The 25,795-nt window shown below is 69.0% G+C and carries 27 protein-coding genes and 1 riboswitch; of the genes, 11 read left to right on the top strand and 16 right to left on the bottom strand.

What is annotated here, in order from left to right; all coding sequences use genetic code 11:
- Positions 1-148 precede the first annotated feature (148 nt).
- Both ASG69_RS19750 and ASG69_RS19745 read left to right on the top strand, forming a co-directional pair.
- Complete coding sequence (locus ASG69_RS19750) at positions 149-640, top strand: inorganic diphosphatase (protein ID WP_027506480.1); 492 nt, start codon at positions 149-151, stop codon at positions 638-640.
- 121 nt (positions 641-761) lie between these two features.
- The gene (locus ASG69_RS19745) at positions 762-1,202 is read left to right on the top strand and encodes a histidine kinase (RefSeq protein ID WP_235579014.1); all 441 of its coding nucleotides are present in this window, start codon (positions 762-764) and stop codon (positions 1,200-1,202) included.
- Between the two features lie 24 nt (positions 1,203-1,226).
- Here ASG69_RS19745 and ASG69_RS19740 read toward each other — a convergent pair whose 3' ends face one another.
- Positions 1,227-2,057 (bottom strand): crotonase/enoyl-CoA hydratase family protein, encoded by an 831-nt coding sequence (locus ASG69_RS19740; RefSeq protein ID WP_056443536.1) that lies wholly within the window; start codon positions 2,055-2,057, stop codon positions 1,227-1,229.
- A gap of 68 nt (positions 2,058-2,125) precedes the next feature.
- Between ASG69_RS19740 and ASG69_RS19735 the strand changes: the two genes are divergently transcribed.
- A complete protein-coding gene (locus ASG69_RS19735; RefSeq protein WP_056443532.1) occupies positions 2,126-2,617 on the top strand; it encodes a YbaK/EbsC family protein in 492 nt (163 codons plus the stop codon).
- Between the two features lie 3 nt (positions 2,618-2,620).
- Here the strand turns inward: ASG69_RS19735 and ASG69_RS19730 are convergent, their stop codons facing one another.
- Together ASG69_RS19730 and ASG69_RS19725 are read right to left on the bottom strand one after the other, a co-directional pair.
- Positions 2,621-3,037: a hypothetical protein gene (locus ASG69_RS19730; RefSeq protein ID WP_037186306.1), complete on the bottom strand. Its 417-nt coding sequence runs from the start codon at positions 3,035-3,037 to the stop codon at positions 2,621-2,623.
- A 132-nt stretch (positions 3,038-3,169) separates the two neighbouring features.
- A complete protein-coding gene (locus tag ASG69_RS19725) occupies positions 3,170-4,423 on the bottom strand; it encodes an aminotransferase class V-fold PLP-dependent enzyme (protein WP_082544445.1) in 1,254 nt (417 codons plus the stop codon).
- 63 nt (positions 4,424-4,486) lie between these two features.
- Positions 4,487-4,602, bottom strand: a riboswitch (SAM riboswitch).
- Positions 4,603-4,765: 163 nt separating this feature from the next.
- Between ASG69_RS19725 and ASG69_RS19720 the strand changes: the two genes are divergently transcribed.
- Complete coding sequence (locus ASG69_RS19720; RefSeq protein ID WP_056443528.1) at positions 4,766-8,626, top strand: Pls/PosA family non-ribosomal peptide synthetase; 3,861 nt, start codon at positions 4,766-4,768, stop codon at positions 8,624-8,626.
- The gene (locus ASG69_RS19715) at positions 8,626-9,924 is read left to right on the top strand and encodes a M1 family metallopeptidase (protein WP_051613539.1); all 1,299 of its coding nucleotides are present in this window, start codon (positions 8,626-8,628) and stop codon (positions 9,922-9,924) included. The genes ASG69_RS19720 and ASG69_RS19715 overlap by 1 nt, the downstream gene beginning before the upstream one ends.
- Here ASG69_RS19715 and ASG69_RS19710 read toward each other — a convergent pair.
- From ASG69_RS19710 to ASG69_RS19670, 9 genes are all read right to left on the bottom strand, one after another.
- A complete protein-coding gene (locus ASG69_RS19710) occupies positions 9,907-11,118 on the bottom strand; it encodes an MFS transporter (protein WP_027506487.1) in 1,212 nt (403 codons plus the stop codon). The two genes, ASG69_RS19715 and ASG69_RS19710, sit on opposite strands and share 18 nt — an antisense overlap.
- A gap of 11 nt (positions 11,119-11,129) precedes the next feature.
- On the bottom strand, positions 11,130-11,786 hold the full coding sequence (locus tag ASG69_RS19705) for a GntR family transcriptional regulator (protein ID WP_037186307.1): 657 nt from the start codon (positions 11,784-11,786) through the stop codon (positions 11,130-11,132).
- Between the two features lie 291 nt (positions 11,787-12,077).
- Positions 12,078-13,856 (bottom strand): acyl-CoA dehydrogenase, encoded by a 1,779-nt coding sequence (locus tag ASG69_RS19700; protein WP_056443525.1) that lies wholly within the window; start codon positions 13,854-13,856, stop codon positions 12,078-12,080.
- 19 nt (positions 13,857-13,875) lie between these two features.
- A complete protein-coding gene (locus ASG69_RS19695) occupies positions 13,876-14,448 on the bottom strand; it encodes a methylated-DNA--[protein]-cysteine S-methyltransferase (protein ID WP_056443522.1) in 573 nt (190 codons plus the stop codon).
- Positions 14,445-14,912 carry an RNA polymerase sigma factor gene (locus ASG69_RS19690; RefSeq protein ID WP_027506491.1) on the bottom strand — a complete coding sequence of 156 codons (468 nt, stop codon included), beginning with the start codon at positions 14,910-14,912 and terminating at the stop codon, positions 14,445-14,447. Before ASG69_RS19690 ends, ASG69_RS19695 begins: the two co-directional genes overlap by 4 nt.
- 191 nt (positions 14,913-15,103) lie before the next feature.
- Positions 15,104-15,955 carry a lipase family alpha/beta hydrolase gene (locus ASG69_RS19685; protein ID WP_056443519.1) on the bottom strand — a complete coding sequence of 284 codons (852 nt, stop codon included), beginning with the start codon at positions 15,953-15,955 and terminating at the stop codon, positions 15,104-15,106.
- Between the two features lie 47 nt (positions 15,956-16,002).
- Entirely contained in the window at positions 16,003-16,788 is a 786-nt protein-coding gene (locus tag ASG69_RS23175; protein WP_235579013.1) for a M23 family metallopeptidase, read from the bottom strand.
- A gap of 62 nt (positions 16,789-16,850) precedes the next feature.
- A complete protein-coding gene (locus ASG69_RS19675) occupies positions 16,851-18,566 on the bottom strand; it encodes a flavin monoamine oxidase family protein (protein WP_056443517.1) in 1,716 nt (571 codons plus the stop codon).
- Positions 18,563-19,135 (bottom strand): helix-turn-helix domain-containing protein, encoded by a 573-nt coding sequence (locus tag ASG69_RS19670; RefSeq protein WP_056443515.1) that lies wholly within the window; start codon positions 19,133-19,135, stop codon positions 18,563-18,565. Before ASG69_RS19670 ends, ASG69_RS19675 begins: the two co-directional genes overlap by 4 nt.
- Positions 19,136-19,210: 75 nt before the next feature.
- Between ASG69_RS19670 and speB the strand changes: the two genes are divergently transcribed.
- Positions 19,211-20,152 carry an agmatinase gene (speB, locus tag ASG69_RS19665; RefSeq protein WP_027506493.1) on the top strand — a complete coding sequence of 314 codons (942 nt, stop codon included), beginning with the start codon at positions 19,211-19,213 and terminating at the stop codon, positions 20,150-20,152.
- On the opposite strand, the gene ASG69_RS19660 is transcribed toward speB, so the two are convergent.
- Positions 20,116-20,769, bottom strand: a complete 654-nt coding sequence (locus tag ASG69_RS19660) for a DedA family protein (RefSeq protein ID WP_051613522.1) — start codon at positions 20,767-20,769, stop codon at positions 20,116-20,118. The genes speB and ASG69_RS19660 overlap by 37 nt on opposite strands.
- 40 nt (positions 20,770-20,809) lie before the next feature.
- Between ASG69_RS19660 and ASG69_RS19655 the strand changes: the two genes are divergently transcribed.
- Both ASG69_RS19655 and ASG69_RS19650 read left to right on the top strand, forming a co-directional pair.
- Positions 20,810-21,268, top strand: coding sequence for a hypothetical protein (locus ASG69_RS19655; RefSeq protein ID WP_056443513.1), 459 nt, complete (start codon positions 20,810-20,812; stop codon positions 21,266-21,268).
- Positions 21,269-21,468: 200 nt separating this feature from the next.
- Positions 21,469-22,281, top strand: coding sequence for a GAF and ANTAR domain-containing protein (locus ASG69_RS19650; RefSeq protein WP_056443510.1), 813 nt, complete (start codon positions 21,469-21,471; stop codon positions 22,279-22,281).
- Here the strand turns inward: ASG69_RS19650 and ASG69_RS19645 are convergent, their stop codons facing one another.
- Positions 22,282-23,028: a 3-hydroxybutyrate dehydrogenase gene (locus ASG69_RS19645; RefSeq protein ID WP_027506496.1), complete on the bottom strand. Its 747-nt coding sequence runs from the start codon at positions 23,026-23,028 to the stop codon at positions 22,282-22,284. It lies immediately after the preceding gene.
- An 81-nt stretch (positions 23,029-23,109) separates the two neighbouring features.
- On the opposite strand from ASG69_RS19645, the gene ASG69_RS19640 reads away from it, so the two are divergent.
- From ASG69_RS19640 to ASG69_RS22610, 3 genes are read left to right on the top strand one after another with little or no spacing between them, the layout of a single operon-like run.
- Positions 23,110-23,625 carry a hypothetical protein gene (locus ASG69_RS19640; RefSeq protein WP_056443507.1) on the top strand — a complete coding sequence of 172 codons (516 nt, stop codon included), beginning with the start codon at positions 23,110-23,112 and terminating at the stop codon, positions 23,623-23,625.
- Positions 23,622-24,173 (top strand): DUF2231 domain-containing protein, encoded by a 552-nt coding sequence (locus ASG69_RS19635; RefSeq protein WP_027506498.1) that lies wholly within the window; start codon positions 23,622-23,624, stop codon positions 24,171-24,173. The genes ASG69_RS19640 and ASG69_RS19635 overlap by 4 nt, the downstream gene beginning before the upstream one ends.
- The gene (locus ASG69_RS22610; RefSeq protein WP_155957085.1) at positions 24,170-24,346 is read left to right on the top strand and encodes a hypothetical protein; all 177 of its coding nucleotides are present in this window, start codon (positions 24,170-24,172) and stop codon (positions 24,344-24,346) included. Before ASG69_RS19635 ends, ASG69_RS22610 begins: the two co-directional genes overlap by 4 nt.
- Here the strand turns inward: ASG69_RS22610 and ASG69_RS19630 are convergent.
- Together ASG69_RS19630 and ASG69_RS19625 are read right to left on the bottom strand one after the other, a co-directional pair.
- On the bottom strand, positions 24,327-25,214 hold the full coding sequence (locus ASG69_RS19630) for a polysaccharide deacetylase family protein (protein WP_056443505.1): 888 nt from the start codon (positions 25,212-25,214) through the stop codon (positions 24,327-24,329). The two genes, ASG69_RS22610 and ASG69_RS19630, sit on opposite strands and share 20 nt — an antisense overlap.
- Positions 25,214-25,783 (bottom strand): hypothetical protein, encoded by a 570-nt coding sequence (locus ASG69_RS19625; protein ID WP_027506500.1) that lies wholly within the window; start codon positions 25,781-25,783, stop codon positions 25,214-25,216. The genes ASG69_RS19630 and ASG69_RS19625 overlap by 1 nt, the downstream gene beginning before the upstream one ends.
- Positions 25,784-25,795: the final 12 nt, after the last annotated feature.

The following is a 25,795-nucleotide window of genomic DNA, read 5'->3' as shown; positions in this document are numbered from 1 at the left end:
CCGGCGATGCACCTCTCCTCGCACCCTATCGACGCGGCCGGTTACTGTCTGACCACCGGCGCGTCCTTCGATGCGCCCGACAGACGACTGCACGACAGTACGTGGCCGCCGAGCAGGTAGCCGGGCCACCGAGCAAAGGACAGTGGACGTGAAGTTCGACGTGACCATCGAGATCCCCAAGGGTCAGCGCAACAAGTACGAGGTCGACCACGAGTCCGGGCGAGTGCGCCTGGACCGCTACCTCTACACGGCGATGGGCTACCCCGCGGACTACGGCTTCATCGAGAACACCCTCGGTGAGGACGGCGATCCGCTCGACGCGTTCGTCCTGCTGCCGGAGTCCGTGTTCCCCGGTGTCCTCGTCGAGGCCCGCCCCGTGGCGATGTTCAAGATGGTCGACGAGGCCGGCGGCGACGACAAGGTGCTGTGCGTCCCGGCGGGCGATCCGCGGTGGGACCACATCCAGGATCTCTCGGACGTCTCGCAGTTCGAGCTCGACGCGATCGAGCACTTCTTCCTGCACTACAAGGATCTCGAGCCGAACAAGCACGTCACCGGGTCCAACTGGGTCGGCCGCGCCGAGGCCGAGGCGGAGTTCGAGGCATCGGTCGAGCGCCTGAAGAACCAGGGCGACCACTAGAGACCGTCGGAAACCCGGATGCGGTGCTGTCCGCTGATAGCATCGCATCCGCGGTCCCCCGGGCCGTGTCAGGACGAACGAGCCACGACGTAAGGGTGCGGTACCACCGATGAGTGACGCTGTGAGCGACCGGAGAAATCCCACGTCCGAGGCGGTCTCGACCACGACGCAGTTCCCGTCACTGCCGGTGACCGTCGTGCTCGACCGCATTCCGTTGGCCGTCCTCGCCGTCGAGCCCGGCGGCACGGTCGTCTTCGCCAACGAGGCCTTCGACGAACTGATGGGCTTCGACGAGGAGTCCCCCCGGTCGAACGAGACCCTCACACTGCAGGACATCTTCCCGGCCAACGAACCGCTCGGAGTCAACATCGCCGAGACGTTCCTGACCACCGTCGCCACCCGCGCCGACTCGCTCTGGCGCATGACGGACTCGAAGGGCGACATCCTCCAGGTCCGGGCGAGCAAGTCGATCCTGCGCCGCGCTGAGGACTCGGTGGTGCTCGTCGTCCTCGAGGACTTCACCGATCAGCTGTGGAACGACCCGAAGAGCGCCTTCCGCTGATCGGGCCGTTCCACCGGGGTCTCTCTACTTGCCCTGGAACGACGCGGGGCGCTTCTCGAACACCGAGGTGATGGCCTCCGTCAGATCCTCGGACGGCAGGAACGCAGCGTTCCACGCGGCGACGTAGCGCAGCGAATCCTCCACTGCCGCAACGCGACCGTGGTCGAGAACCGCCTTGATCCCGTGCACCACGAGGGGCGGGTTAGCCGCGATCTCGGTGGCCGTGGCACGCGCTGCGGCGAGCACGGCCTCCGCGTCGTCGAACACGTCGTTGACCAGACCGATCTGCTGCGCCCGGGCACTGTCGATGTCCTTTCCGGTCAACGCGAGTTCGCGAAGATGACCGTCGCCGATGATCGCGGGTAGACGGGCGAACGACCCCATGTCCGCCACGATGGCGACCTTCACCTCGCGCACACTGAACTTCGCGTCCGTGCTGGCGTAGCGGATGTCGGCGGCCGAGATGAGATCGATCCCACCGCCGATGCACCACCCCTGCACGGCGGCCACCACGGGCTTGCGGCAGTCGGCCACCGCGTTGATCGACGCCTGCATGCGCTTGATCATGTCGTGGAACGTGCTGCGCGGACCGGCCTGTGCCTTGTCCCCCATGACCGCACCGAAATCGCCTGCCATGGCGGGCAGGTCGAGACCGTAGCTGAAGTTGCGGCCCGAGCCGGCGAGCACGATGGCGCGTACCTCGGGGTCCGCGTCGAGCGCGGAGAAGACGAGAGGCAGTTCCGACCAGAAGTCGGGACCCATCGCATTGCCCTTGTTCGGGCCGATGAGGGTCACCGTCGCGACATGGGCGTCGGTCGTCACCGTGAAGGCTTTCCACGCATCCGTGTGTGTCATCCGGTCAGGATAGCCAGCGCTCCCGCTCACCGGATGTCCCGGCGGCGTGGACTGACTATCCTGCGACCATGACGCGGATCCACCATCCCGCTGCGGCACACGTGTCGGACGTTCTGATCGCCCGAGGTCATCACGGCGTGATCGTGACGCAGTCCGAGCCGACGCACACGGCGCGTCAGGCCGCGGCGGTGAGCGGGGTTCCGCTCGGTGCCGTCTGCAAGTCGCTGGTGTTCCTGCTCGACGACGACCCGGTGTTGCTGCTGGTGTCGGGTGCACACAACGTGGACCTCGATGCCACCGGTCGACGTCTCGAGGGCACGCTGACCCGCGCATCGATCGACGTGGTCGAACACGCCACCGGGCAACCGGTGGGCGGGATCGCTCCCGTGGGCCACCCGACGAATCTGCCGACGTTCGTCGACACCGCGCTGGAACGCTTCGAACGGCTGTGGGCTGCAGCGGGTCACCCCGCGACCCTCTTCCGCACGACCTACCCCGAACTGCTGCGCATCACCGCCGGGCTCGCTGTGGACATGGGCCCCGAGACCCGCGAGGGCTGAGCCTCAGGACGCGCGCAGACGCCGAACCTCCAGGGCGGGTACCACCTCGGTGGTGATCGCCCGGACGACGGACTCCCGCGTCTGCTCCACCACCGGACGCAGGGTCACGCCGTCCGCCACGTCGACCGTCACGATGTCGGCGACAAGGCCTGCGAGACCCGACGCGGTCCCGACGTACTGCAGCGTGCCGGGGCGAGGCTTGCTGTCCGACGCCAGCACCTCGCGGCGGGCGGTCCGGGCGTCGGCGGCGATGTGCACGTCGATGTCCACCACGACACGAGCACCGGGGTGCTCGGCCTTGAGGGTCGCGTAGCGGCTCTGGGCCTCGGAGAGATCGGCGGCGGAGAACCGGACGACGTCCGGGGAGGTACCGGAGACGCCGTCGAGGAAGACGAGGGAGTCGGAAGACACCGTGGTCATGAGTTGTCCAGTCAGTCGTGGGTGCAGCGGAGGCTGTGGGGTGAAGTGAGTCGCACGATCACCGGACCGGACAGGCGGTCGAGGTCGCACGGCAGAGGTCGACGTGTCGTCGACCCCACAACCTGCTCCTCGTCATGATGCTGATGCTAACGATCCGGTGGTGACGCGATCCCGCAGTGAGAGGCACGTCACACGCACCGCCTCCACGAACCGGTCGACATCGTCGGCGGTGGTCCCCAGCCCGATGCTCGCCCGCACGGCACCGTCGGCCGCGCCGACCCGCGAGAGGAGGGGGTGGGCGCAGAACTTCCCGGCCCGCACCGCGATGCCGTGATCGTCGGCCAGCGCGGTGGCGAGTGCACCCGCGTCGACACCGTCGACGGTGAAGGACACGATGCCGACGATGTCGGCGGAGTCGCTCCACAGGCGGAGGACCGACACACCGGCCAGAGCGGTGAGCCCGCCGAGCAGGGCGTCCGTGCACTCCTGATCGTGAGTGGCGATGGCACCATGGCCGATCGCGCCGATCTCGTCGCACGCCGCGGCGATCGCGACGGCGCCGAGGAGATTGGGTGTGCCGGCCTCGTGCCGCGCCGGGGACAGCGCCCAGTCGATGTCGACCGACGCACCGAGGACGGACACGTGCCGGGTGGCTCCACCGCCCGCGAGGTACGGCTCGGCCACATCGAGCCAGTCACGCCGTCCCACGAGCACTCCCGCTCCGAAGGGCGCGTACAGCTTGTGACCACTGAAAGCCAGGTAGTCGATGCCCGCCGCGGTGATGTCCACGGCGCGGTGCGGAACGAGTTGCGCACCGTCGACGAGGATGCGGGCACCGTGTCGGTGCGCCAGATCCGCGAGTCGATCGAGGGGCAGGACCTCGCCCGTCACGTTGGAGGCACCCGTGACGGCAAGCAGCGCAGCAGGTCTCGACGCGAGTTCGTCGCCGAGCCGAGTCAGAGTCTCCTCGACCGAGTCCGCCGATCGCACCACCCGGCGGTTCCGCCACGGCAGCAGATTCGCGTGATGCTCGATGTCCAGCACCACCGTGTCCCCGGGAACGCAGCCCGCCAGAAGATTCAGCGCGTCGGTGGTGTTCCGCGTGAACACGACCACGTCGTCGGGATCTGCGCCGCAGAAGCGGTGCACCGTGTTCCGGGCGGACTCGTACTCCCGGGTGCAGACCTGCGACTTGTGGCCGGCGCCGCGGTGCACACTCGCGCAGTGCGGCAACACCTCTCGTACTCGCTCGACCACCGCGTCGAGCGCGGGAGCGCTGGCCGCGTAGTCGAGATCGATGCTGCGAGTGGTGCGGCCGTCGGCACACGTCACCTGCTGGTCGCGGCCGTGCACGGATGCGATCGGGCGCTGCAGAACTGTGGTCATGATGAATCCCTCCGTCGAGGGATCGACGCACGGCACGAGGGCCGCGATCTGACGAGAGGCGTCGATCCGCGCTTGCCGCCTCCGTCGTCGGAGCGCGGCCAGGTCGTCACCCGGAGCACCCCACCGCGGAGGAGGGTTGCCGACCAGCGAGCCGGGGCTTGATGCTGGTACTCGTGACCTGGAAGCAGGATGGCAAACGGTCGCCCGAGTTGTCAACCGGTTCGCCGCACGCGCGCCTGGTCGGCGGAGTTGTTCACCAACCCGCAAACTGGGCGTGCAATAACGTGTCGTCACACCCGCCAGCGTTCCGTCGTCCCTGTTCGATGCGAGAGGCCGTTCGTCTTGTCACTGCAGACCCGTGTTCCCGAGGCCTACCTCCGTTCCTCCGCGGCGGCCCCGGTGCGCACCCTCGTCGACATCCTCGAGGACACCGCGCGGGCATTCCCTGATGCGCCGGCCATCGACGACGGCGACACCACCATCAGTTACAGCGAACTGCTCGACAACATCGACGAGGGCGCTCGGTGGCTGTCCCGACACGGCGTCTGCGCCGGCGATCGCGTCGGGGTCCGCATGCCGTCGGGCAGCTACTCGCTCTACGCGGCCATCCTGTCGGTCATCGCCGCCGGTGCGGCCTACGTCCCGGTGGACGTCGACGACCCGGACGAGCGGGCCGAGCTGGTGTTCTCGGAGGCCGGCGTCACCGCGATCATCGCGGACGGCGGCGTGACCCGAACCGACACCGCGGGGACCGGTCGCGCGGTCGGCCATCCCACACCCGACGACGACGCCTGGGTCATCTTCACCTCGGGCTCGACCGGCAAGCCCAAGGGCGTCGCGGTGAGCAATCGCAACGCGGCGGCGTTCGTGGACGCCGAGGCACGACTGTTCCTGCAGGACCGACCCATGGGTCCGGGCGATCGAGTGCTGGCGGGGCTCTCCGTGGCGTTCGACGCGTCGTGCGAGGAGATGTGGCTCGCCTGGCGCAGTGGCGCGTGCCTCGTTCCCGCGCCTCGCTCCCTCGTGCGCAGTGGCATGGACCTCGGCCCCTGGCTCGTCGCACGGGACATCAGCGTGGTGTCGACGGTGCCGACCCTGGCGGCGCTGTGGCCTCGCGAAGCGCTCGAGGACGTCCGGTTGCTCATCTTCGGCGGCGAGGCCTGCCCGCCGGATCTCGCTGAGCGACTGGCTGTTCCGGGCCGCGAGGTCTGGAACACCTACGGGCCCACCGAGGCCACCGTCGTCGCCTGCGCCGCTCTCATGGACGGTGTCGGACCGGTGCGCATCGGGCTGCCGCTCGACGGATGGGACCTCGCCGTCGTGGGCCCGGACGAGGAGCCGGTCGCGGTGGGCGAGGTGGGTGAGCTCGTCATCGGTGGCGTCGGCCTCGCGCGTTACCTCGATCCGGTGAAGGACGCCGAGAAGTACGCTCCCATGGCGACTCTCGGATGGGACCGCGCCTACCGCAGCGGCGATCTCGTGCGGCTCGAGCTCGAGGGGCTGCTCTTCCAGGGCCGCGCCGACGATCAGGTGAAGGTCGGCGGGCGCCGCATCGAGCTCGGTGAGGTGGACAACGCCCTGCAGGCCCTCCCCGGTGTGAGCGGCGCAGCCGCCGGAGTGCGGACCACCGGCTCCGGAACACCCGTGCTGGTGGGCTATCTCGCCAGCACCGACCCGGACTTCGACCTCATCCGCGCGCGCGAGCTCCTCGCGGAACAGCTTCCCGCCGCGATGGTTCCGCGTCTCGCACTCGTCGACGAACTGCCCACCCGCACCTCCGGCAAGGTCGACCGCGCGGCTCTGCCGTGGCCGCTGCCCAAGCGTGGTTCGACTCCGGACGACGCCTCTCTCGCCGGGACCGCCGGCTGGGTGGCCGAGCTGTGGAGCGACGTGCTGGGCGCCGAGATCGGATCCCTGGACGCGGACTTCTTCGCTGCCGGTGGCGGATCGCTCTCGGCCGCACTGCTCGTGACCCGATTGCGCGAGCGTTTCCCCGAGATCACGGTCGCGCAGCTCTACGACCATCCGCGACTCGGCTCGCTCGTCGCGTTGCTCGACTCGCTCGTCCCCCCGCCGGTGACCGCGAAGCGCATCGTGGTCCCCACACCCCGGACGGCCCAGGTGGTGCAGGTCCTCGCGACCCTGCCGCTGACGACGCTGACCGGGCTGCAGTGGGTGACCTGGCTCGGCATCATGGCGAACACATTCAGCTGGTTCGCTCCCCGCCCCTGGCTGCCGACGGTGTCCTGGTGGTGGCTCGCGCTCGGGTTCCTGCTGTTCGTGACGCCCGTGGGCCGGATGGCGATCTCCGTCGCCGGATCACGGCTCCTCATGCGCGGCGTCACGGAGGGCGCCCATCCGCGCGGCGGCAGCGTGCACCTCCGGCTGTGGACCGCCAACCGGTTGACCGACGCCAGCGGTGCCTCGAACCTGTCGGGCGCGCCGTGGATGGTCTACTACGCCCGCGCACTCGGTGCGACGGTCGGCCGCGACGTCGATCTGCACACCCTGCCTCCGGTGACCGGCATGCTGACTCTCGGTGACGGCTGCTCGCTCGAGCCGGAGGTCGATCTGTCCGGCTACTGGATCGACGGCGACGTCGTGCACATCGGCTCGATCGAGGTCGGCGCCGGCGCCACGGTGGGTGCGCGGTCGACCCTGCTCCCCGGAGCCAGGATCGGCCGCCGCGCCGAGATCACCGCGGGGTCGGCCGTCTCCGGCAAGGTCAAGGCCGGTCAGCAGTGGTCCGGCTCGCCCGCCGCGAAGGTCGGCAAGGCGATGCACCCGTGGCCCGACGAGGCGCCGCCGCGCGGTCGCGGCTGGGTGCCCGTCTACGGCGTGACGTCGCTGTTGCTGTCGGGACTTCCCCTCCTGTCCATTGCCGCGGGCCTGCTCCTCGTCGCTGTCGGAGTCGCGCACGCGACCACACTGCCCGGTGCGATCGGCCTCGGGCTGGCGCTGCTCGCTCCCGCCACCGCGGTGTCGTTGCTCGTCTTCGCAGCGGTCACGCTGGTGTCCGTGCGGTTGCTGTCGATCGGGCTGATTCCCGGCCACCACGCGGTACGCAGTCGCATCGGCTGGCAGGTGTGGGCCACCGAACGCCTGATGGACTCGGCCCGTACGTTCCTCTTCCCGCTCTACGCGAGTCTGCTCACTCCGGGATGGCTCCGGCTGCTCGGCGCGACCATCGGCAAGGACGTGGAGGCGTCGACGGTCCTGATGGTCCCGAAGTTCACGACAGTCGGCGACGGTGCGTTCCTGGCGGACGACACCATGATCGCCAGCTACGAGCTCGGCGGCGGCTGGATGCTGCTCGGCGAGGCCAAGGTGGGCAAGCGTGCGTTCCTCGGCAACTCCGGCATGGCGGCCGCGGGTCGACGCGTGCCGAAGAACGGCCTCGTCGCCGTGCTGTCGGCCGCACCCGCCAAGGCGAAGTCGGGATCGTCGTGGCTCGGCAGCCCGCCGGTGCGCCTGCGCCGAGCGCCCAACTCGTCCGACACCACCCGCACCTTCGACCCGCCGCGGCGACTCAAGATCGCCCGCGCCGTGGTCGAGACCTGTCGACTCGTGCCCGTCGTCGTGTCGTTCGGCATCGGGTTCGGCGTCCTCGCCGCCCTGACCTGGATCGCCGGAACGCTGGGCTACTGGGCCGCCGCCCTGCTCAGCGGTGTCGTGTTGCTGATCGCCGGCGCCGTCGCGGCCGTAATCTCCGCCGTCGCCAAGTGGTCGCTCGTCGGCCGCATCGGTGCGGTGGAGCACCCGCTGTGGAGTTCGTTCGTGTGGCGCAACGAAGTGGCCGACACATTCGTGGAGGTCGTCGCGGCACCGTGGTTCGCCCGCGCCGCCGAGGGAACCCCGGTGCTGAACCTGTGGCTGCGCTGGCTCGGCGCCCACATCGGGAAGGGAGTCTGGTGTGAGACCTACTGGCTGCCGGAGGCCGACCTCATCACGCTCGGCGACGGTGCCACCGTCAACAGAGGGTGCGTCGTGCAGACACATCTGTTCCATGATCGGATCATGAGCATGGACACGGTGAGTTTGGGGGCGGGAGCCACGCTGGGCCCGCATTGCGTCGCACTGCCCGCAGCGGGAATCGGGGCGGGTGCCACGGTCGGACCGGCCTCGCTGGTCATGCGCGGCGACACCGTCCCCGAGTCGAGCCGGTGGCAGGGCAACCCCATCGCACCCTGGACCGAGAAGTGATGCCGGACTCTCCCATCGACCCGTACCTGCCGCAGAACGGCAACCGCGGGTACTCGGTCGAGCGATACGCCCTCGACCTCGAGTACAAGGTGCAGTCGAACCGCCTGTCCGGCAAGGCCGTCGTGCATGCGGTGGCCACCCGGTCGATCACCAAGTTCTCACTCGACATGGGTCCGGCCCTCACCCCGTCCAAGGTGAGTGTCGCCGGAATGCGCGGTGTCCGGTTCACCCATCGGGGCGGCAAGCTGACGGTCACGCTGCAGCGTGCCATCGACGAGGGCGCCTCCTTCACGGCCACCGTCGCCTACAGCGGCAACCCCGCACCGATTCGCAGCGTGTGGGGTGAGGTCGGGTGGGAGGAGCTCACCGACGGCGCCCTCGTCGCGAGCCAACCCAACGGCGCCGCATCGTGGTTCCCGTGCGACGACCATCCCAGTTCCAAAGCGGCGTACACCATCTCGATCACCGCCGATTCCCCGTACCACGTCGTCTCGAACGGGACACTGACGCGGAAGTACGTGAAGTCCTCGCGCACCACCTGGGTGTACGACCAGCCCGAACCGATGGCCTCGTACCTCGCGACCGTGCAGATCGGCCAGTACGAGAAGCACCGGGTCAGCGACTCCCCCGTGCCGATCGACGCGATCCTGCCGGCGCGTCTGCGCCAGAACTTCGATCACGACTTCGGCCGTCAGCAGCAGATGATGGAGACGTTCGTCGAGTCGTTCGGCCCCTATCCGTTCGAGTCGTACTCCGTCGTCGTCACCGACGACGAGTTGGAGATCCCCGTCGAGGCACAGACGCTGTCGATCTTCGGCGCCAATCACTGTGACGGCGACCGCGAGTACGAGCGACTCGTCGCCCACGAACTGGCGCACCAGTGGTTCGGCAACAGCCTCACCATCGCGCGGTGGAGCGACATCTGGTTGCACGAGGGCTTCGCCTGCTACTCCGAGTGGATCTGGTCGGAGAGCTCGGGCGGACCGTCCGCGCACCAGGAGGCCACCCGCGCTCACAGCCGCCTGTCGTCCCTGCCGCAGGACATCGTGCTGGGAGATCCAGGACCGGAGGACATGTTCGACGACCGCGTGTACAAGCGCGGAGCCCTTGCCCTGCACGCACTTCGGCGCACCATCGGCAACGCGGCGTTCTTCGATCTGATCCGCGAGTGGACCACGACCTTCCGCCACGCCACCGTGGCGACGTCGGACTTCGTCGGGTTGGCGAAGCAGTACGGCAGCACCGACGAGTTCTGGGAGTCCTGGCTCGAGAAGAAGCGGCTACCCCGACTGCCCTGACGGCAGGTGCGACCGCGTTCTCGTCGCGACGAGCACCAATGACACCGCGGCGAGAACCGCACCGGCCGTGAACAGTTCGGGGTAGGTGATCGCGTCGGGGAACTCCTGCACGAGCAGCGCCAGAATCGCCGGCACCGCGAAGCCGAGGTAGGTCACCGAGTAGAACACCGCGGTGAGTCCGGCCAGATCACGCGGTCCCGCGATGCGCTGCACCTCCTGCAGGCCCGACACCATCGCCATGCCGTAGCCGCACCCGAGCACCGCGGCGGCGAGCAGCGCCATCGGGATCGTCAGCACGTCGGCGGCGACCGAGACCAGCACCATGCCGACGACGATGATGCCCAGCGCGACCAGGACGGCGCGCGCACTCGACGCGGTGTCGATGCGTCGGCCGACGGCCTGGATGGCGAAGCCGGACGACAGCGCGACCACGCCGAGCAGTGCGGAGAACGCGATGGGGAACGCGCCGGAGTGGTCGGCCATCAGACCGGGCAGCACTGCGTACGCGACGCTGGCCGCGCCGAAGACCCACGGCGCCATGGGAAGAACGACGGACACGAACCGACGGTGACCCGCCGACGGGATACGCAGATCAGACAGCAGCGAGGCGCCGTCCACCGCACGCGCTCGCGTCTCGGGCACCCCGAGCAGGGCCACGGTGGCCAGTGCTGCCAACGCGACGTGCACCAGGTACGGCAGCACCTCGGGCCACGGCGCCCACTGCGCGAGCACCCCGGCGACCCCTGCGCCCGTGGCGAATCCGCCCGTGAGCGACATGGCGGCACGGCGGGCACCCGAGCCGTCCGCGGACAGCTCCTTCAACCAACTGCCGCCGACGGCCATACCCAGCCCCAACGCGATGCCGCTGAGCACGCGGCCGGTCGCGAGGATCGGGGCCGAGTGCGCGCCGAGGGCGATGACGAGAGATCCCGCGGCGGCGACGGCCGGCGCGGGCACCATGAGCGGCCGCCGTCCGTAGCGATCCGAGAGCGGGCCCCCGATCAGCAGGGCCGGCACGATGCCGACGACGTAGGCGAAGAGGAACACGTCGACGACGACGGGCGAGAAGCCGTGACCCTCGCGGTACATCACGAGGAGCGGCGTGAACTCGTTGCCGCCCCAGGCGACGGCGAGCATGCCGAGCGCCACGGGCAGCCAGGTGCGGGTGGTGGTCGTGCGGTCGAGAACGGTCATGGTGGGGTCCTTCAGCGGATTCCACGCGGCAGCGCGTGCGTGGCTGCCATGTGGAGGGAGAGGGCGTCGTCGTACGCGGCGACGTCGCCCTGCTCGACGAGTGCGGTGAGACGGGTGTGGTCGCCGATGATCGACGCCAACACGTCCGGATTGCGCGCCACGGAGTTCGCGGTCATGCGGCGCTGCCGGTCGCGCAATCCTGAGTAGAAGGTCGACAGCAGCGGGTTGTCCCCGTGCGTGACGACGATGGTGTGGAAGTCTGCGTCCTCGGCAGCGAAGCCGAGGGAGTCGCCCGCCTCCGCGAGAACGCGCTGCCGGTCGAGGCTCTCGCGCATCTGTGCGGCGGCGGAGGCCCGGCTGCCCGGATCCTGTGCGAACGCCTCGAGCGATCCGGTCTCGACGAGTCGACGGGCGGCGACGAGATGGGTGGCCTCGTCGGGGGCGACGGGAACCACGAGGGCCCCGCGCTTGGGATAGAGCCGCATCCATCCTTCGGCCGCGAGCCTGAGGAAGGCCTCACGGACCGGGGTGCGGCTGGTGCCGGTGCGCTCGGCGATCTGCCCCTCGCTGATCAGCTCCCCGCCCGGCAGCTCGCCGGAGACGATGAGCTCCTTGACCGTCGCGTACGCCCGGTCGGACGACGTCTCGGTTGCATCTGTGTTGCGCACATCTTGTATCTAAGCAGTCGGTACACCGCGTTGCCAGGTGTGTGTGACGGGCATTACGCGGTACGCGCTGCTCTCCGCACCGCAGTTCGCCACCCGCACCTCAGATCGCGGGTGCACCGAACGATCCGCGGAGCGCGGCCGGGCGCAGCGCCCGGTTCTCTGCGCACCGTGGACGGTGCGCGCGGCGACGAGCGGTGCGCCCGGCGAAGCTAGAGCGCACCGCAGTTCGCCACCCGCACCCCCGATCGGGGGTGCACCGAACGATCCGAGGAGCGCAGCGCGGGCGCAGCGCTACAGAACCGCGGTGTCGAGGTCCAGCGTCGTACGGTCCAGGTTCTCGAGCAGGTCGAACTGTGGGCCCGTCTTGGGGAGCTCGTACCGGAAGAAGTACTGCGCCGCGACACGCTTGCCGTCGTAGAAGGCGCCTTCCTTGTCGCCGATCGCCCGGAGCTGGTCGAGCCAGAGCCACGCGACGACCACGTGACCGGTCGCCTCGAGGTACGCGGACGAGTTGGCCAGCGCCACCTCGGCGTCGCCCTGACCCCACAGCGTGCCGGTGACGGCCACGAGGCGATCCACTGCCGCTCGCAGGGCGTCGGCGTACTCGCCCGACATCGCGTCGATGGTCTCCGTGATGGTCTCGACGAGGAGCTGAAGTCCTCGGCCGCCCTGCGCGACGACCTTGCGTCCGAGGAGATCGAGGCCCTGGATGCCGTTCGTTCCCTCGTGGATGGGGTTGAGGCGGTTGTCGCGGTAGAACTGCTCGACGTTGTAGTCGCGGGTGTAGCCGTACCCGCCGTGCACCTGGATCGCGAGGTTGTTGGCCTCGAGGCACCACTGCGACGGCCACGCCTTGGCGATGGGGGTGAGCACGTCGAGGAGGAACCCGGCGCGATCCGCCGAGTCCTGCTCGCCGGTGATCTGCTCGTCGACCAGCCGGGAGCAGTACAGACCCAGGGCCAGACCGCCCTCGACGTAGGACTTCTGCGCGAGCAGCATGCGACGCACGTCGGAGTGGTCGATGATCGGCACCTGCGGGGCAGCCGGATCCTTGTCACCGACGGGCCGGCCCTGTGCACGGTCCCGGGCGTACGCCACCGAGTGCAGGTAGCCGGTGTAGCCCAGCGCGGTCGCGCCCATGCCGACGCCGATGCGCGCCTCGTTCATCATCTTGAACATGTACGACAGGCCCTTGTGCGGCTCGCCGACGAGATAGCCTGTGGCGCCGCCGTTCTCGCCGAACGCGAGGAGCGTGTTGGTGGTTCCGCGGTACCCCATCTTGTGGTTCAGGCCGACGAGGTTCACGTCGTTGCGCTCGCCCAGCGACCCGTCCGCGTTCACCAGCGTCTTGGGTACGACGAATAGCGAGATGCCCTTCACGCCCGCCGGACCGCCGGGGATCTTGGCGAGGACGAGGTGCACGATGTTCTCACCGAGTTCGTGCTCGCCGCCCGAGATCCACATCTTGGTTCCGGTCACCGCGTAGGTGCCGTCACCCTGCTCGACGGCCTTGGTGGTGATGTAGGCGAGCGACGATCCGGCACCGGGCTCGGACAGGCACATGGTCCCGTGGAAACGGCCTTCGAGCATGGGCCGGACATAGGCGTCGACCAACTCCTCGCTGCCGTACTCGATGAGGAGATTGGCGTTGCCGATCGTGAGGAAGGGATAGGTCGCGGTGCCGGTGTTCGCGGCCTGGAACCACGCGAGCGACGCCTTCGACACCGTGGTCGGCAGCTGCATGCCGCCGAGCGAGTCGTCGAACTGCCCGGAGATGAGGCCGGCGTCGTTGAACACCTTCAGCGCCTGCTCGACCTCGGGAATCAGGACGACCTTGCCGTCCTCGCCGACGTGCGGCTCGTTCGCGTCCGCCTTCTTGTTGTGCGGCGCGAAGTGCTTCACCGCGATCTGCTCGCTGAGCTCCATCACCGCGTCGAACGTCTCCCGAGAATGATCGGAGAAGCGCTTCCGCTCGGTCAACGACTCGACGTCGAGCCATTCGTAGAGGAGGAACTCGAGATCGCGACGAGACAGAACGAGGTGCGCGGGAACATCGGCAGCAGAGGACATGCTTCGAGACTAATACCGCCTAGTAGTTCTGTGTCTCGAGCGCGAGCAGAAGCTGCTTGGCGGCCTCACCGCCGGCGTAACGACCGGGCGTTCCGTCCGACCGCACCACGCGATGACATGGGATGACCAGGGGCAGCGGATTGCGCGCGCAGGCCGATCCCACGGCGCGGACGGCCTTCGGGCTGGCCGTTTCCGCGGCCACGGCGGCGTAGCTCCGGGTCTCGCCGTAGGGGATGCGCTGGAGATGCGTCAGGACGTCGCGACGGAACCCTGCAGCGAGGCGCAGATCCAGGTCGACGTCGACGACGCGGGACGTCCCGGCGAAGAACGCGTCGAGCCCCCGGACCACCGGGTCGAGCCGGGCCGGCGCTCGGAGCACGCGTGGACTGATGCGGGTGGCCAGCGTCTGCAGGACCGTGTCGTGGTTCTCGACGTCGAAGGCCACGCGCACGACACCTCGCTCGGTGGCCGCCACGAGGAGCGTGCCGACGGGTGAGTCGAGGGTGCGGTACGCGACGTCGAGCAGTCCTTCCTCGGCGGCGCGGTGCGTCAGTCGCTCGTGGAGCGCGGTCAGTTCGGCGGCGGTGGTCACAGCAGCTCACTCCTCGTGGTCGTGCGGCGCAGCGTCGCGATGCCGTCGGCACAGGCACGCCGGGCGGCGGTGGTCGAATTACCCAGCAGCGCAGCGACGTCCGCATGAGGGAGCCCCCCGATGTGGTGGTACGCGACGGCCAGTCGCTGAGTGTCGGGCAGGGCCGCGACCGCGGACCACAGGGCGTGATTCTCGTCGGGCACCATCGTGGCGACGTCCGGAACTGAATCGGTAGGCACGGGCCGACGAGCTGCCGCGCGATGAACGTCGACGGCCTTGCGGTGCGCGATGGTCACCAGCCAGGCCTGTACGTTCGCGTCCTCGGGCAGGTCGGGGTACGCCCGGAGTGCGGCGAGGAAGGTCTCCGACCACGCGTCGTCGGCGTCGACGGGACCGACCACGGCGCGACAGACCCGCAGCACCACGGGGCCGTGGGTGGCCACGACGGTCTCGAACGGAAGCATCACGATCAGTAAACGCGTGAAGGCGGCGGAACGTGAGAATCGACGGGATCGCGAGGTGCAGCGAGCTGCGTGCACACCCCCTGCGTCAACCGCACACACCCTCCAGCCTGCGGCAACGGGTGTTCACCACACGCCGGCCGTGTGCACGCCCCTTCCAGCCGGCCACCGCACCAGCGCGCACACCCCGGCACTCAGCAGGGGCTGGGGACCCGATCGGCGTAGGACCGGTCGAGCCCGCGCTGCACCATCCACAGTGCGCGGGGGTCGGTGGTCAGTTCCATGTGCCCGGCGGTGTTGCTCGGGCAGCCGTCCTGCACCCAGACGTTGTCCACGGTCGCGCCCGAGCCCGCGGCGAGGAAGGTGTTCTCGGGCGGCGTGGAGACGGTGTCCGCGCGGGTGGCGATCACGGTGTAGTCGACCCCCGGGACGGTGTCGCCGCCCGCGTTGAGCACGTCGAGGAACGACGAGCCGACCATCTGCTGGACGAACGACGGTCCGACGGCCGCGGCGGCGACCTCGCCGACCGGCAGTCCGAACTGCTGCGCGAGCGATCCGATGAGCTGCCCCGCCGAGAACGTGGTGCCGTGATTGGTGGCGCCGAGGGTGACGAGGGTGTGCACGGCGTCGGCTCCACCCTCGAACTTCAGGTACTGACGCGCCACGACACCACCCTGGGAGTGCCCGACGACGTCCACGTCTGCTGCGCCGGTGCGTGATCGGACGTCGTCGACGAAGGCGCGCAGTTCTCGCGCGGACGTAGCGATGTCGTCGCCGCCGTAGGTCTGCAGCAGGTTCTCGCCGGGCTCGGCGCGGTAGCCGTACTCGAGTGTGAAGACGCAGTAGCCCTCCGCCTCGAGCTGCGGAGTGAGGGTGGACCAGGTGTCCGGACCGTCGACCCAGGTGCCGTGCACCAGCACGACGGGACGGGGATGCTCGGGTGAGCAGGAGCCGGCGGTGTCGGCCGCGGCCGGACCGGCGCCGAGAGGTGCGGTGCCCACGGCCACGGCGAGTGCCGTCGCCGCCGTCAGAAGTGCCCGTCTCATGCCCTCATCTTATCCGAGCGTGTTACTGGTGTGACGGATGGGACTCGTCAGTCGCCTTCCGGTCCGAGCGAGATACCGCGGCCGATCAACCACAGTTCGGGATCCACGTGCTTGTCCGCGACGACGGTCTCGAAGTGCAGGTGCGGCCCGGTGGAGTCGCCGCGGTTCCCCATCGTCGCGATCTGCTGCCCCGCCGCGACCCGCTGACCGGCCACCGCGACCAGGGTGTCCACGTGACCGTAGATGGACACGGTGCCGTCGTCGTGTCGCACGCGCACCCACAACCCGAAGCCGCTCGCAGGGCCGGCCTCGATCACCTGACCGTCCGCCACCGACAGGATCGGTGTGCCGATCGGGCCGGCGATGTCGATTCCGTTGTGCATCGTTCCCCACCGCGGGCCGAAACCGGACGTGTACGTGCCGCGAGCCGGTGAGGCGTAGCTACCGATGCGGGCGCCGATCACGGCCGGCGGCAGCTCGTACAGTCGGCGGTCCTTCTCCTCGGCGCTCGCCGCCGTCGAGAGCACGGCGATCGCGGCCGCGTACTCCTCCTCCGCCGTGGCGCGGTTGACCTTCGCGATCTGGCGCAGCGGGCCCAGGTTGCGCTCCGGTTCCGCCAGGAAGCTCGGCCGCAGGTCCGCAGCGGGAGCGGCGACCGCCCCGACGGCCGGTTCCTCGGCCGTCGGCCGGATCAGGTGGAACACGAGCACCGCGACGGCGAGCACGAGCACGATGGCCAGCGCCTGCGCCGAGACGGTCCGCACCGGAACGGTCGCAGGCGTCGTCACGGGCGGCCGATCGGCCGCCCGTGAGCGCGAGAGCAACTGAACCACCGGAGGAACGCTACCGCTCGGTAAGTCCTCCCGGACCGAGATTCACCGCGCCGGTCGACGCATCAGTCCCCGAGGCGGAGCGGGGCGATGCTCTCGAAGACGTCGCCCGGCCCGGGATTGTCCGGATGTGTCGATCCGCCGAGGTGGTTCATGACTCCCCACACCGCGTTGAGCGCGGTCTGGATGGCGCCCTCGGCCCATCCCGCCGTCCACGAGATGTCGTCGCCGGCGAGGAAGATCCCGCGATGCCGGGGGGCGAGCTCGTCCTGCACGAAGTGCGAGAACAGGCGTTCCTGATAGCGATAGTGGCCGGGCAGGTTGGCCTTGAAGGCACCCATGAAGTGTCGCTCGGTCTCCCACGACAGCGTCACCGGATCGGAGACGATGTGGCTGCGGAAGTCCACCCCGGGATAGATCTCCTCGAGCGATCCCAGCATCAGCGTCAACCGCTCGTCGGGTGAAAGCGGCAGCAGCTTCAGCGAGTCGTCGCTCCACGTGTACGACAGACAGATCACGCCGGGCCGATCGTCGCCGTGATCGAGGAGATACGTTCCCCGACTCAACCGGTCGGTGAGGGTCATGCTGACCAGTTCCCTCCCCGTCTCGGGGTCGACGTCCTTCCAGAACGGTCGGTCCACGAGCACGAACACCTTGGTCGACCCCATGTAGTGGGTGCGTTCGACGGCCGTCCAGTGATCGATGGGCAGCAGGTCGTCGTCGGTGTCGATCGTGTTGAGGAGCATCCAGCTCTGCGCGGTCACGACGACCGAGGCGAACTCGTCCGTCCGGCCCGAGGAGTCGGTCACCGCGAAGGTGTGGTCGCCGGTGGCGTCGTCGGTCCGTCGCCGGATCTCCGTGACACCCGGGCGGGGTGTGCCGCCGTGCAGCGACGCGACCGAGGTGCCCGCCGGCCAGTGCGCCGCGTCCGACACGGCCTCCGACCACAGACCACGTGGCAGGCGGCTGGATCCGCCGACGATGCCGCGGTGGTGATCGTCCGCCTCCGTGACCACGACGCGCAGGATCTCGAGTATCGAGTTCGGGAAGTCGGTGTCCCAGCCACCGGTGCCGAAACCGACCTGCCCGAACAGCTCTCGACGCGCGAACGACGCGAAGTGGGGGGATCCGACGAGGAACCCGTAGAACGTCGTGTCGTCGAGTCGCACCACGAGGTCGTTCCAGATGCGCTTCACCGCCGCCGCGTCCCGAGCGCGGATGGCGCGCTGGAGAGGGACGAGTTCGGACTGTTCCTCGAGCGTGCGCTGCCACGCCCTGGCCACCTCGGCGTACTCGTCGGGGAGATCGGTCAGCTGCCGCGCGTAGTGACTGGTGCCCTTGAGGTCGATGACGGTGCTGGGCGTCGCCTCGGCGAGCGGGTTGGGGAACGGGGTGGTCTCGATGCCGAGGTGGTCGAGGTAGTGGAACAGGGCGGTGGACGACGGCGGGAACCGCATCGCGCCCATCTCGGCGACCGTGTCCTCGTGCCCCTCGAACGGGACCGAGTGCATGCGGCCGCCGATCCACCCCGCCTCGTACACCACGGGTTCGAGTCCCATCCGCAGCAGCTCCCGGGCGGCGACGGTGCCGGCGAGACCGGCCCCGACGATGGCGACGCGGGTGCCGCGGCGGTCCGGAGGGACCGACCCGAGCCCGGCCGGGTGCGCGAGGAAATCGTCGTAGGCGAAGGGGAAGTCGGGGCCGAACATGGTGACCGGCTGCTCACGGTCCCCTGCTGATCGCTCGTGGACCGAGCTGTCGGGAGTGACGGGCGTGGTCATGGGGTCGTCTCGATTCTGGTTCTGTCGTGGCGGGAGGGCAGGGACGGCGTCAGGACCCACAGCACAGTGGTGTCGACCTCCGCGCGGAAGCTGTGCCGACGACGAGGATCGAAGGTGAGCGCGTCACCGTCGTCGAGTTGCACGGTGCGCTCGTCGAGCGTCAGGATCAGCCGACCGGTGAGCACCAGGACGAACCCCACCTCGGCCGGCAGTTCGTACGACTCGTCGCCGCTGCCTCCTCCGCGCTCGATCCTGCCGTGGATGACCTGCACGCGCTGTTCGCCCGCCGGGGTCAGCAGGTACTCCGTCTGGGCATGACCCCCGAGGGCGATCGGGGGGTACTCGCCGGCGCGGACGACGTCGCCGTGCGGAACGTCGTCGAACAGCGACCCCATGGGAATCTCGAGCGCGTCGCACCAGCGCACCAGGACGGCGACGGACGCGGACGCGCGGTCGTTCTCGACCTTGGACAGGTAGCCCTTGGTCACACCGACGGTCGACGCGAGCGCGTCGAGAGTGAGACGACGGGCGGCCCGGGCCTCCCGCAGCCGGTTTCCGATGGTGGACACGCCGCGATCATGCCCTGCTCCGCGTCAGGAAACAAGTGTTGACCAACCGCCTGAAGTGAGGAAACATCACTGCTCATGACCGACATCAGGGGACCTCTGGACGGCTCGCGATACCCGCGGTACATGGAACCGTCGACCTTCGCGCGGCTGCCGCGACTCGACGAGGTCTCCCGGGCCGACGTGAGCATCGTCGGAGTGCCCTTCGACTCGGGCGTGAGCTACCGGCCGGGCGCGCGCTTCGGTCCCGGCCACATCCGCGCGTCGTCCAAACTGCTCCGGCCGTACAACCCCGCGCTGGACGTGTCGCCGTTCGCGCACCGCCAGGTGGCCGATGCCGGCGACATCGCGGTCAATCCGTTCGACATCGCCGAGGCACTGACGACCGTCGAGCACGCGATCACCGATCTGCGCAAGGACGGCAGCACGGTCCTCACTCTCGGTGGCGACCACACCATCGCGCTGCCGATCCTGCGCGCGCTGCACCGCGACCACGGGCCGATCGCCGTACTGCACTTCGACGCGCACCTCGACACGTGGGACACGTACTTCGGTGCACCCTTCACGCACGGGACACCGTTCCGACGGGCCAGCGAGGAGGGGCTGATCGACCTCGAGCGGTCGCAGCACATCGGGATCCGCGGTCCGCTGTACGGCAAGAAGGACCTCGAGGACGACGCCGTCCTGGGGTTTCAGATCATCCGGTCCGACGACTACGAGACGGACGGGGTGGCCTCGATCGTCGAGCGGATGCGCCGCCGTCTCGACACGGGCCCGGTCTACGTCTCCGTGGACATCGACGTCCTCGACCCGGCCCACGCCCCGGGTACCGGCACACCCGAGGCGGGCGGCATGACGTCGCGGGAACTGCTGAACACCCTGCGCGGGTTGGTGGGAGCGAACATCGTCGGTGCGGACATCGTCGAGGTCGCGCCCGCGTACGACCACGCGGAGATCACCGGAATCGCCGCGTCACACGTGGCCTACGAGCTGCTGTCGGTGCTCGCGCTGGGATCGTAGGCCCGCGCCGCGCCCTTCTCGGAGCGATGAGCCCGGACGCGCCACACGATCAGCGCGATCACCACCACCGCGACCACGATGATCGCCGCGTCCCGCCCCACCGTCTTCGCGACCTGTTCGTACGAGTTGCCGGCGACGAATCCGAGCACCACGAACCCCGTCCCCCAGACGAGCCCACCGAGTGCGTTGTACGCGAGGAACTTCGGGTACGGCATGCGCGACATTCCGGCCAACGCCGGCATCACCGCTCGGAAGAAGGCGACGAACCGGCCGAGGAAGACGGCCGTCCCGCCCTTGCGCGCCAACAGGTCCCGCGCCTTGTCCAGCTTGTCGCGACGCTTGTCCAGAATCTTCATGGCCAACAGTCGTGGGCCGAAGTGCTTGCCGATCTCGAAGCCCACCGAGTCACCCACCACGGCCGCGACGACCACGACCGCCGCCATCGCCACGACACTCACGTGGTCCTGACTCGCCGCGACACCGCCGATGACCGCGGCCGTCTCTCCCGGGATCACGAAACCGACGAAGATCGCGTCCTCGAGGAACACCAGCAGGAAGACGATGAGGAACACCCAGATCGGGGCGATGTCCAGCAGGCGCTCCATCACGGAAGTCATACGACCATGATGGCCCACAACCAGTGAATCGAGGTTCGATGTGGCTCCACGCAATCCGCACGCCATCGCGGACGGCATGATCGTGCGCAGTGTCACACGCCCGGATCGAGTCTTCCGGGTCAGCGGCGATCCCGGCGGGGCTCGGGTCAATTTCGTGGCGCTGTCGCCGGGCACGCGCACCGTAGTGAACGGCAGCCCTCGCAACTACCGTCCCGAGACACCGGCCGAGAAGTTCGAGCGACTCGCGGACGCGGGGCGGGACGACGTGATCGAGGACGTCCGTCAGACCGAGCCGGCCGACGACGAATCGGCGGGTACGAGCGCCGTGGCGGACGAGCCGACCGACGACGATTCCGTCGCCACACTGTGCGTACGCATGCAGGATGCCGTCGCGCGCGTCGCCGACGGCGAGTGCGACCCGGACGACGCCGCCGCGATCGTCAGCGCCGCGGCCGCGCTCAATGCCGCCGTGATCGCGGAGCACGCACGCCGCGGTTGAGCCCACGACACGAAGAACCCCACCGGTGCGCAGGCACACAGTGGGGGTCTCCGAGACATCGGCGGGCTTCTTCACTCGACGGCTCTGGCACTTCGTGATGTCCGGACAACACGAGTACCTGATGCTTGCGATACCCGCTGGCCACCGAACTCAACCGGAGTCGCTGCTGGTGTCCCCGCGTCGTGCGATGATTCTCAACCGTGGAGAGCAGGGACAGCGCCGTGGCGGCGACAGCGGACTCGGAGCGCGCGGAGGCGGACGAGTCGACGTCGCGTGCGGCGGAGTTGGTCACCGAGGTGGCCACCGGGTCGGTCGCTCCCCGTCGACTCGCGGCCATGCTGAGCGTGGTCGGCGGCAGCGTCCGCGACGACGACCATCTGGCGGTGCTGCTGAAGCGCACCGCGGAGATCGCACACGAGGCCGTCGACGGTGCGTCCAGCGTCGGTGTGAGCATCCTGTTCGGCGGCCTGACGTACACGGCCGTGCACACCGACGACCGCACGCTCGAGGTCGACCGCCATCAGTACGAGATCGGTGAGGGTCCGTGCCTCGAGGCCGCCCGGACCGGGGAGATCGTGCGCGTCGACGTCGATGCGGCGCAGCAGCGCTGGCCGGAGTTCGTACACGCTGCTCGCGAGGAGGGCGTGCGCTCGTTCCTCGCCGCGCCCCTGCACACCGCCGACATGAAGCTCGGATCGTTCAACCTGTACGGCACCGCCCCCGACGCGTTCGGGTCGATCGACGAGTCGATCCTCGAGCTGCTGACGTCCACCGTGTCCACGGCGATCGGCGACTACGCGCGCGTGCGGTCGGCCCGCGAGGTCGCGTCGGGCCTGCAGGACGCACTCGAGCACCGCGCCCCCATCGAGCAGGCCAAGGGCATTCTCATGGCGCTGCACGGCGTCGACAGCGACACCGCGTTCGGCATGCTGTCCGCGGAGTCACAGCGTGCCAACCGCAAGCTCCGTGACATCGCCCGCGACTTCGTGGAGAGCGTCTCGCGCGGCGAGTGATCAGCTCGCGCTCCAGCCGCCGTCCATCGTGTACGACGCGCCGGTGATCATCGATGCCTCGTCTCCGACGAGGAAGGACACCAGTGCGGCCACCTCCTCCGGCTCCACCATCCGCTTGATCGCACTCTCGGTCAGCAGCACCTTCTCGAGCACCTCGGACTCGTCGATGCCGTGGACGCGCGCCTGATCGGCGATCTGCTTCTCCACGAGGGGTGTTCGCACGTAGCCGGGGTTGACGCAGTTGCTGCGGACGCCCCGCTCGGCGCCTTCGAGAGCGGTGACCTTCGACAGTCCCTCCAGCGCGTGCTTCGCCGTGACGTACGCCGACTTGTTGGCCGATGCCCGGATGCCGTGCACGGACGACATGTTGACGATGCGTCCGTACCCGGACTCGTACATGTGCGGCAGAGCGGCACGCACCAGCAGGAACGGTGCCTCCACCATGAGTGTCAGGATGCGGCGGAACATCACCGGGTCGAAGTCCTCGATCGGCGACACGTGCTGGATTCCCGCGTTGTTCACCAGGATGTCGGTCTCGAGGGTGAGGTCCGCGAGCGCGTCGACGTCGGAGAGATCCACCTGCCACGCGTCTCCCCCGATCTCGTGTGCCAGCGCCGTGGCGGCGTCACCGTCGAGGTCGGCGACGGTGACCCGAGCGCCGTTCGCCGCGAGGGCGCGGGCGATCGCGGCCCCGATTCCGCTGGCACCACCGGTGATGAGAGCCGATCGTCCTGTGAGGTCCGTCATGGTCACGAGTCTGTGCCCGTCGCGCTCCGTCTTCAATGACGACCTGCGCACCCGCTTCCTGCACAAGTGCAGACTGGACCCATGACCGACGAACGACTCGAGTTTCAGCGCGTGATGCCGTTGCCCGCGGCGGACATCTTCGACGTGCTCTGCGATCCCGACGGCCACGTCGCCATCGACGGCTCGGGCATGTTGATGAGTGCGGACGGCGCACCCGTGACGTCCGCGGGAGACACCTTCGTCGTGCACATGGATCGCGAGGCACTCGGCGACCTCCCGATGGGTACCTACGACGTCGAGGTCACCATCGCGACCTTCGAGCGCGATCGGGACATCTCGTGGACGATCGTCGGCACGGTCCGACCGCCCATCGGCCACCGCTACGGGTACCGGCTCGCGCCGCACTCCTTCGAGGACGGCACGGAGGGCACCCTCGTCACGTCCTACTACGACTGGTCCGACATTGATCCCGACTGGCGGGAGCGTGACATATTCCCCGTGGTGTCCGGATCGTCCCTGCGCGTGACCCTCGGCATTCTCGAGCGCACCGTGCGTCGCGGTTACCCTCGACCGCTGCGGGTATCCGACACGGTATGAATCTCACACCGCTGTTCCACCCGCTCGAGAAGGCGACGTTCCTGGATCCGGTCAGCGACCCCGTCGCCGGGAAGCTCCGATCCGCTCTCGAGGGGACGAAGGTCGACGGCCTCCTCCGTGGGACCTTCGTCGGCCACCCGATGCATCCCATCATGGCCTACTCCTCGGTCGGATTGTGGACCAGCGCAGTCTTTCTCGATGTCACCGGTGGAGACTCCGCGGCAGCGCGGCGCCTCATCGGTGCCGGACTGGTGACCGCCCCCACCGCACTGGTGACGGGGTGGGCGACGTGGTCGACGCTCAACGCGGAACAGCGACGAGTGGGTCTGATCCACGCGAGCACCAACGCCGTAGCCCTGGCTCTGTTCACGGCGTCGTATCGCCGGCGCGCGAAGGCAGCGGACGCGTCGTCGCCGCCGGACACCACGTCGAAGGCGCTCGCACTCGCCGGATTCGCCGTCGCCGGTCTGGGAGGCGCTCTCGGCGGTCATCTCGGGTACAACATGGGAGCGGGAGTCGCGGCACGGGCACTCCCGGCGGGCGTGTGAGTACCGACGAGGTGTTCGCCCAGTTGCGAGCACGCGGTGTCACGGCCGAGGGTGCACGGCGCTTCGCGGACGGCAGTGCCGAGAACCTCGATCCGGAGGCCCTCGCGGCACTCACCGAGGCGAACCTCACCGAGGCGCAGCTGCACGACTACGTCACGCAGGCGGCGGAGTGACCGTCCGATAGTGCTCGGCGATGTCGCCGGCGGTGGTGAACCAGACACCGTCGGCGTGCGACGTCAGGTGATCCAGCGCGCGACGAAAGCGTCTGAGCCGGTGCGGTTGCCCGGTGAGGAACGTGTGGGTGGAGATGGCCAACACGCGCGGTGCGCGCCGCGACTGCTCCTTCAGCTCGTCGAACGAGTCGACGACGATGTGCTCGAAATCCTCCGCGGACCCGTGGTGATGGACGAACACCGGAAGGTCGTTGACCTCGTGCGGGTACGGAACACTCAGTAGAGGTCCACCGCGCGTGGCCATCCACACCGGCTGGTCGTCGATCGGCCAGTCGAGCGTGTACTCGAATCCCTGCTCCGCCAACAGGTCCTCCGTCACCCGGCTCGGGTTCGCGCCGGGGCTCATCCAACCCCGAGGCGGCGAACCCTCGTGTGACTCGATCGCCCGTCGTACCGCCTCGATGGTGCGACGTTCCGCGTCCTCGTCCTGCTGGTTCGGCTGCTCGGCGTTGGTGCGGCCGTGGGCGACGACGTCCGCGCCGAGTGCGCGATACGCCGCCACCAGATCGGGAGCGTGCTCGTAGATCTCGGCGTTGACGAGCAGAGTCGGACGAATTCCGCTGTCGCGCAACGTGTCGGCCAACGCGAAGCCGCCCGCCCTGTTGCCGTACTCGCGCCAACCCCAGTTGTAGGTGTTCGGCTGGTCCATTCCCGGCGTCCATCCCAGCCCGGGAGCTCCGTCGTCGTACGGGAAGTGCTCGCAGTTGACGGCGACGTACACCGCGAGGGACGCGCCGCCCGGCCACGAGAACGACGGACGGGACGTGATGGGCGAGTACGGGAATCGGCCGTGCGAGGGCAGTGCCATCACTCGCCCCGACTCGTACGGATCGCGGCGCGGAGGCCGTCGAGATAGGGCTCCATGTCGGTCTCCGACGTCAGCGCCACCGCCTCGACAGGGTGGTGCCGCGCCTCGATCACCACACCGTGGTCGCCCACCGTCGCCGACGCCCACCACCGTTCCTGCCCGCCGTGCATCTCGAAGTCGGTGTCCGCGCCGTTCACCGGCACGACGACGCGACGCGCCTCCGTCGCCGCGATGGCCTCACGTCGCCGCTTGTACTCGGGCGACATCGGCGTCAGACCGATCGCCGACAGCATCGCTTTCAGCGCCGTGCGGTGCGCGTCCTTCGTGGTGGTGGTGACCTCGACGAAGGGACCGTCGATGTCGTCGCCGTCCCAGTCGACCTCACCGTGCCGCAGTGTCACGCTGGTCAGTACGTCGTTCTCCCGCGACCACGGGCCCATCACCCGCACCCCGTTCCACCCGTTCACCGTGTAGGTCGGGAAGGTGGTCGACTCGGCGCGGATCTGATCCTCGATCGCGCGTTGCTGGGTCCAGAACTCGTCGGGCGTGAGGTGACCGGTGATCTCCATGCCTCCAGTGTG

This window comes from Rhodococcus sp. Leaf225, from assembly GCF_001426145.1.
GTDB lineage: Bacteria > Actinomycetota > Actinomycetes > Mycobacteriales > Mycobacteriaceae > Rhodococcoides.
The sequence above is the reverse complement of the archived record's forward strand: the minus strand, read 5'-3'. Positions and strand labels throughout refer to the sequence as shown.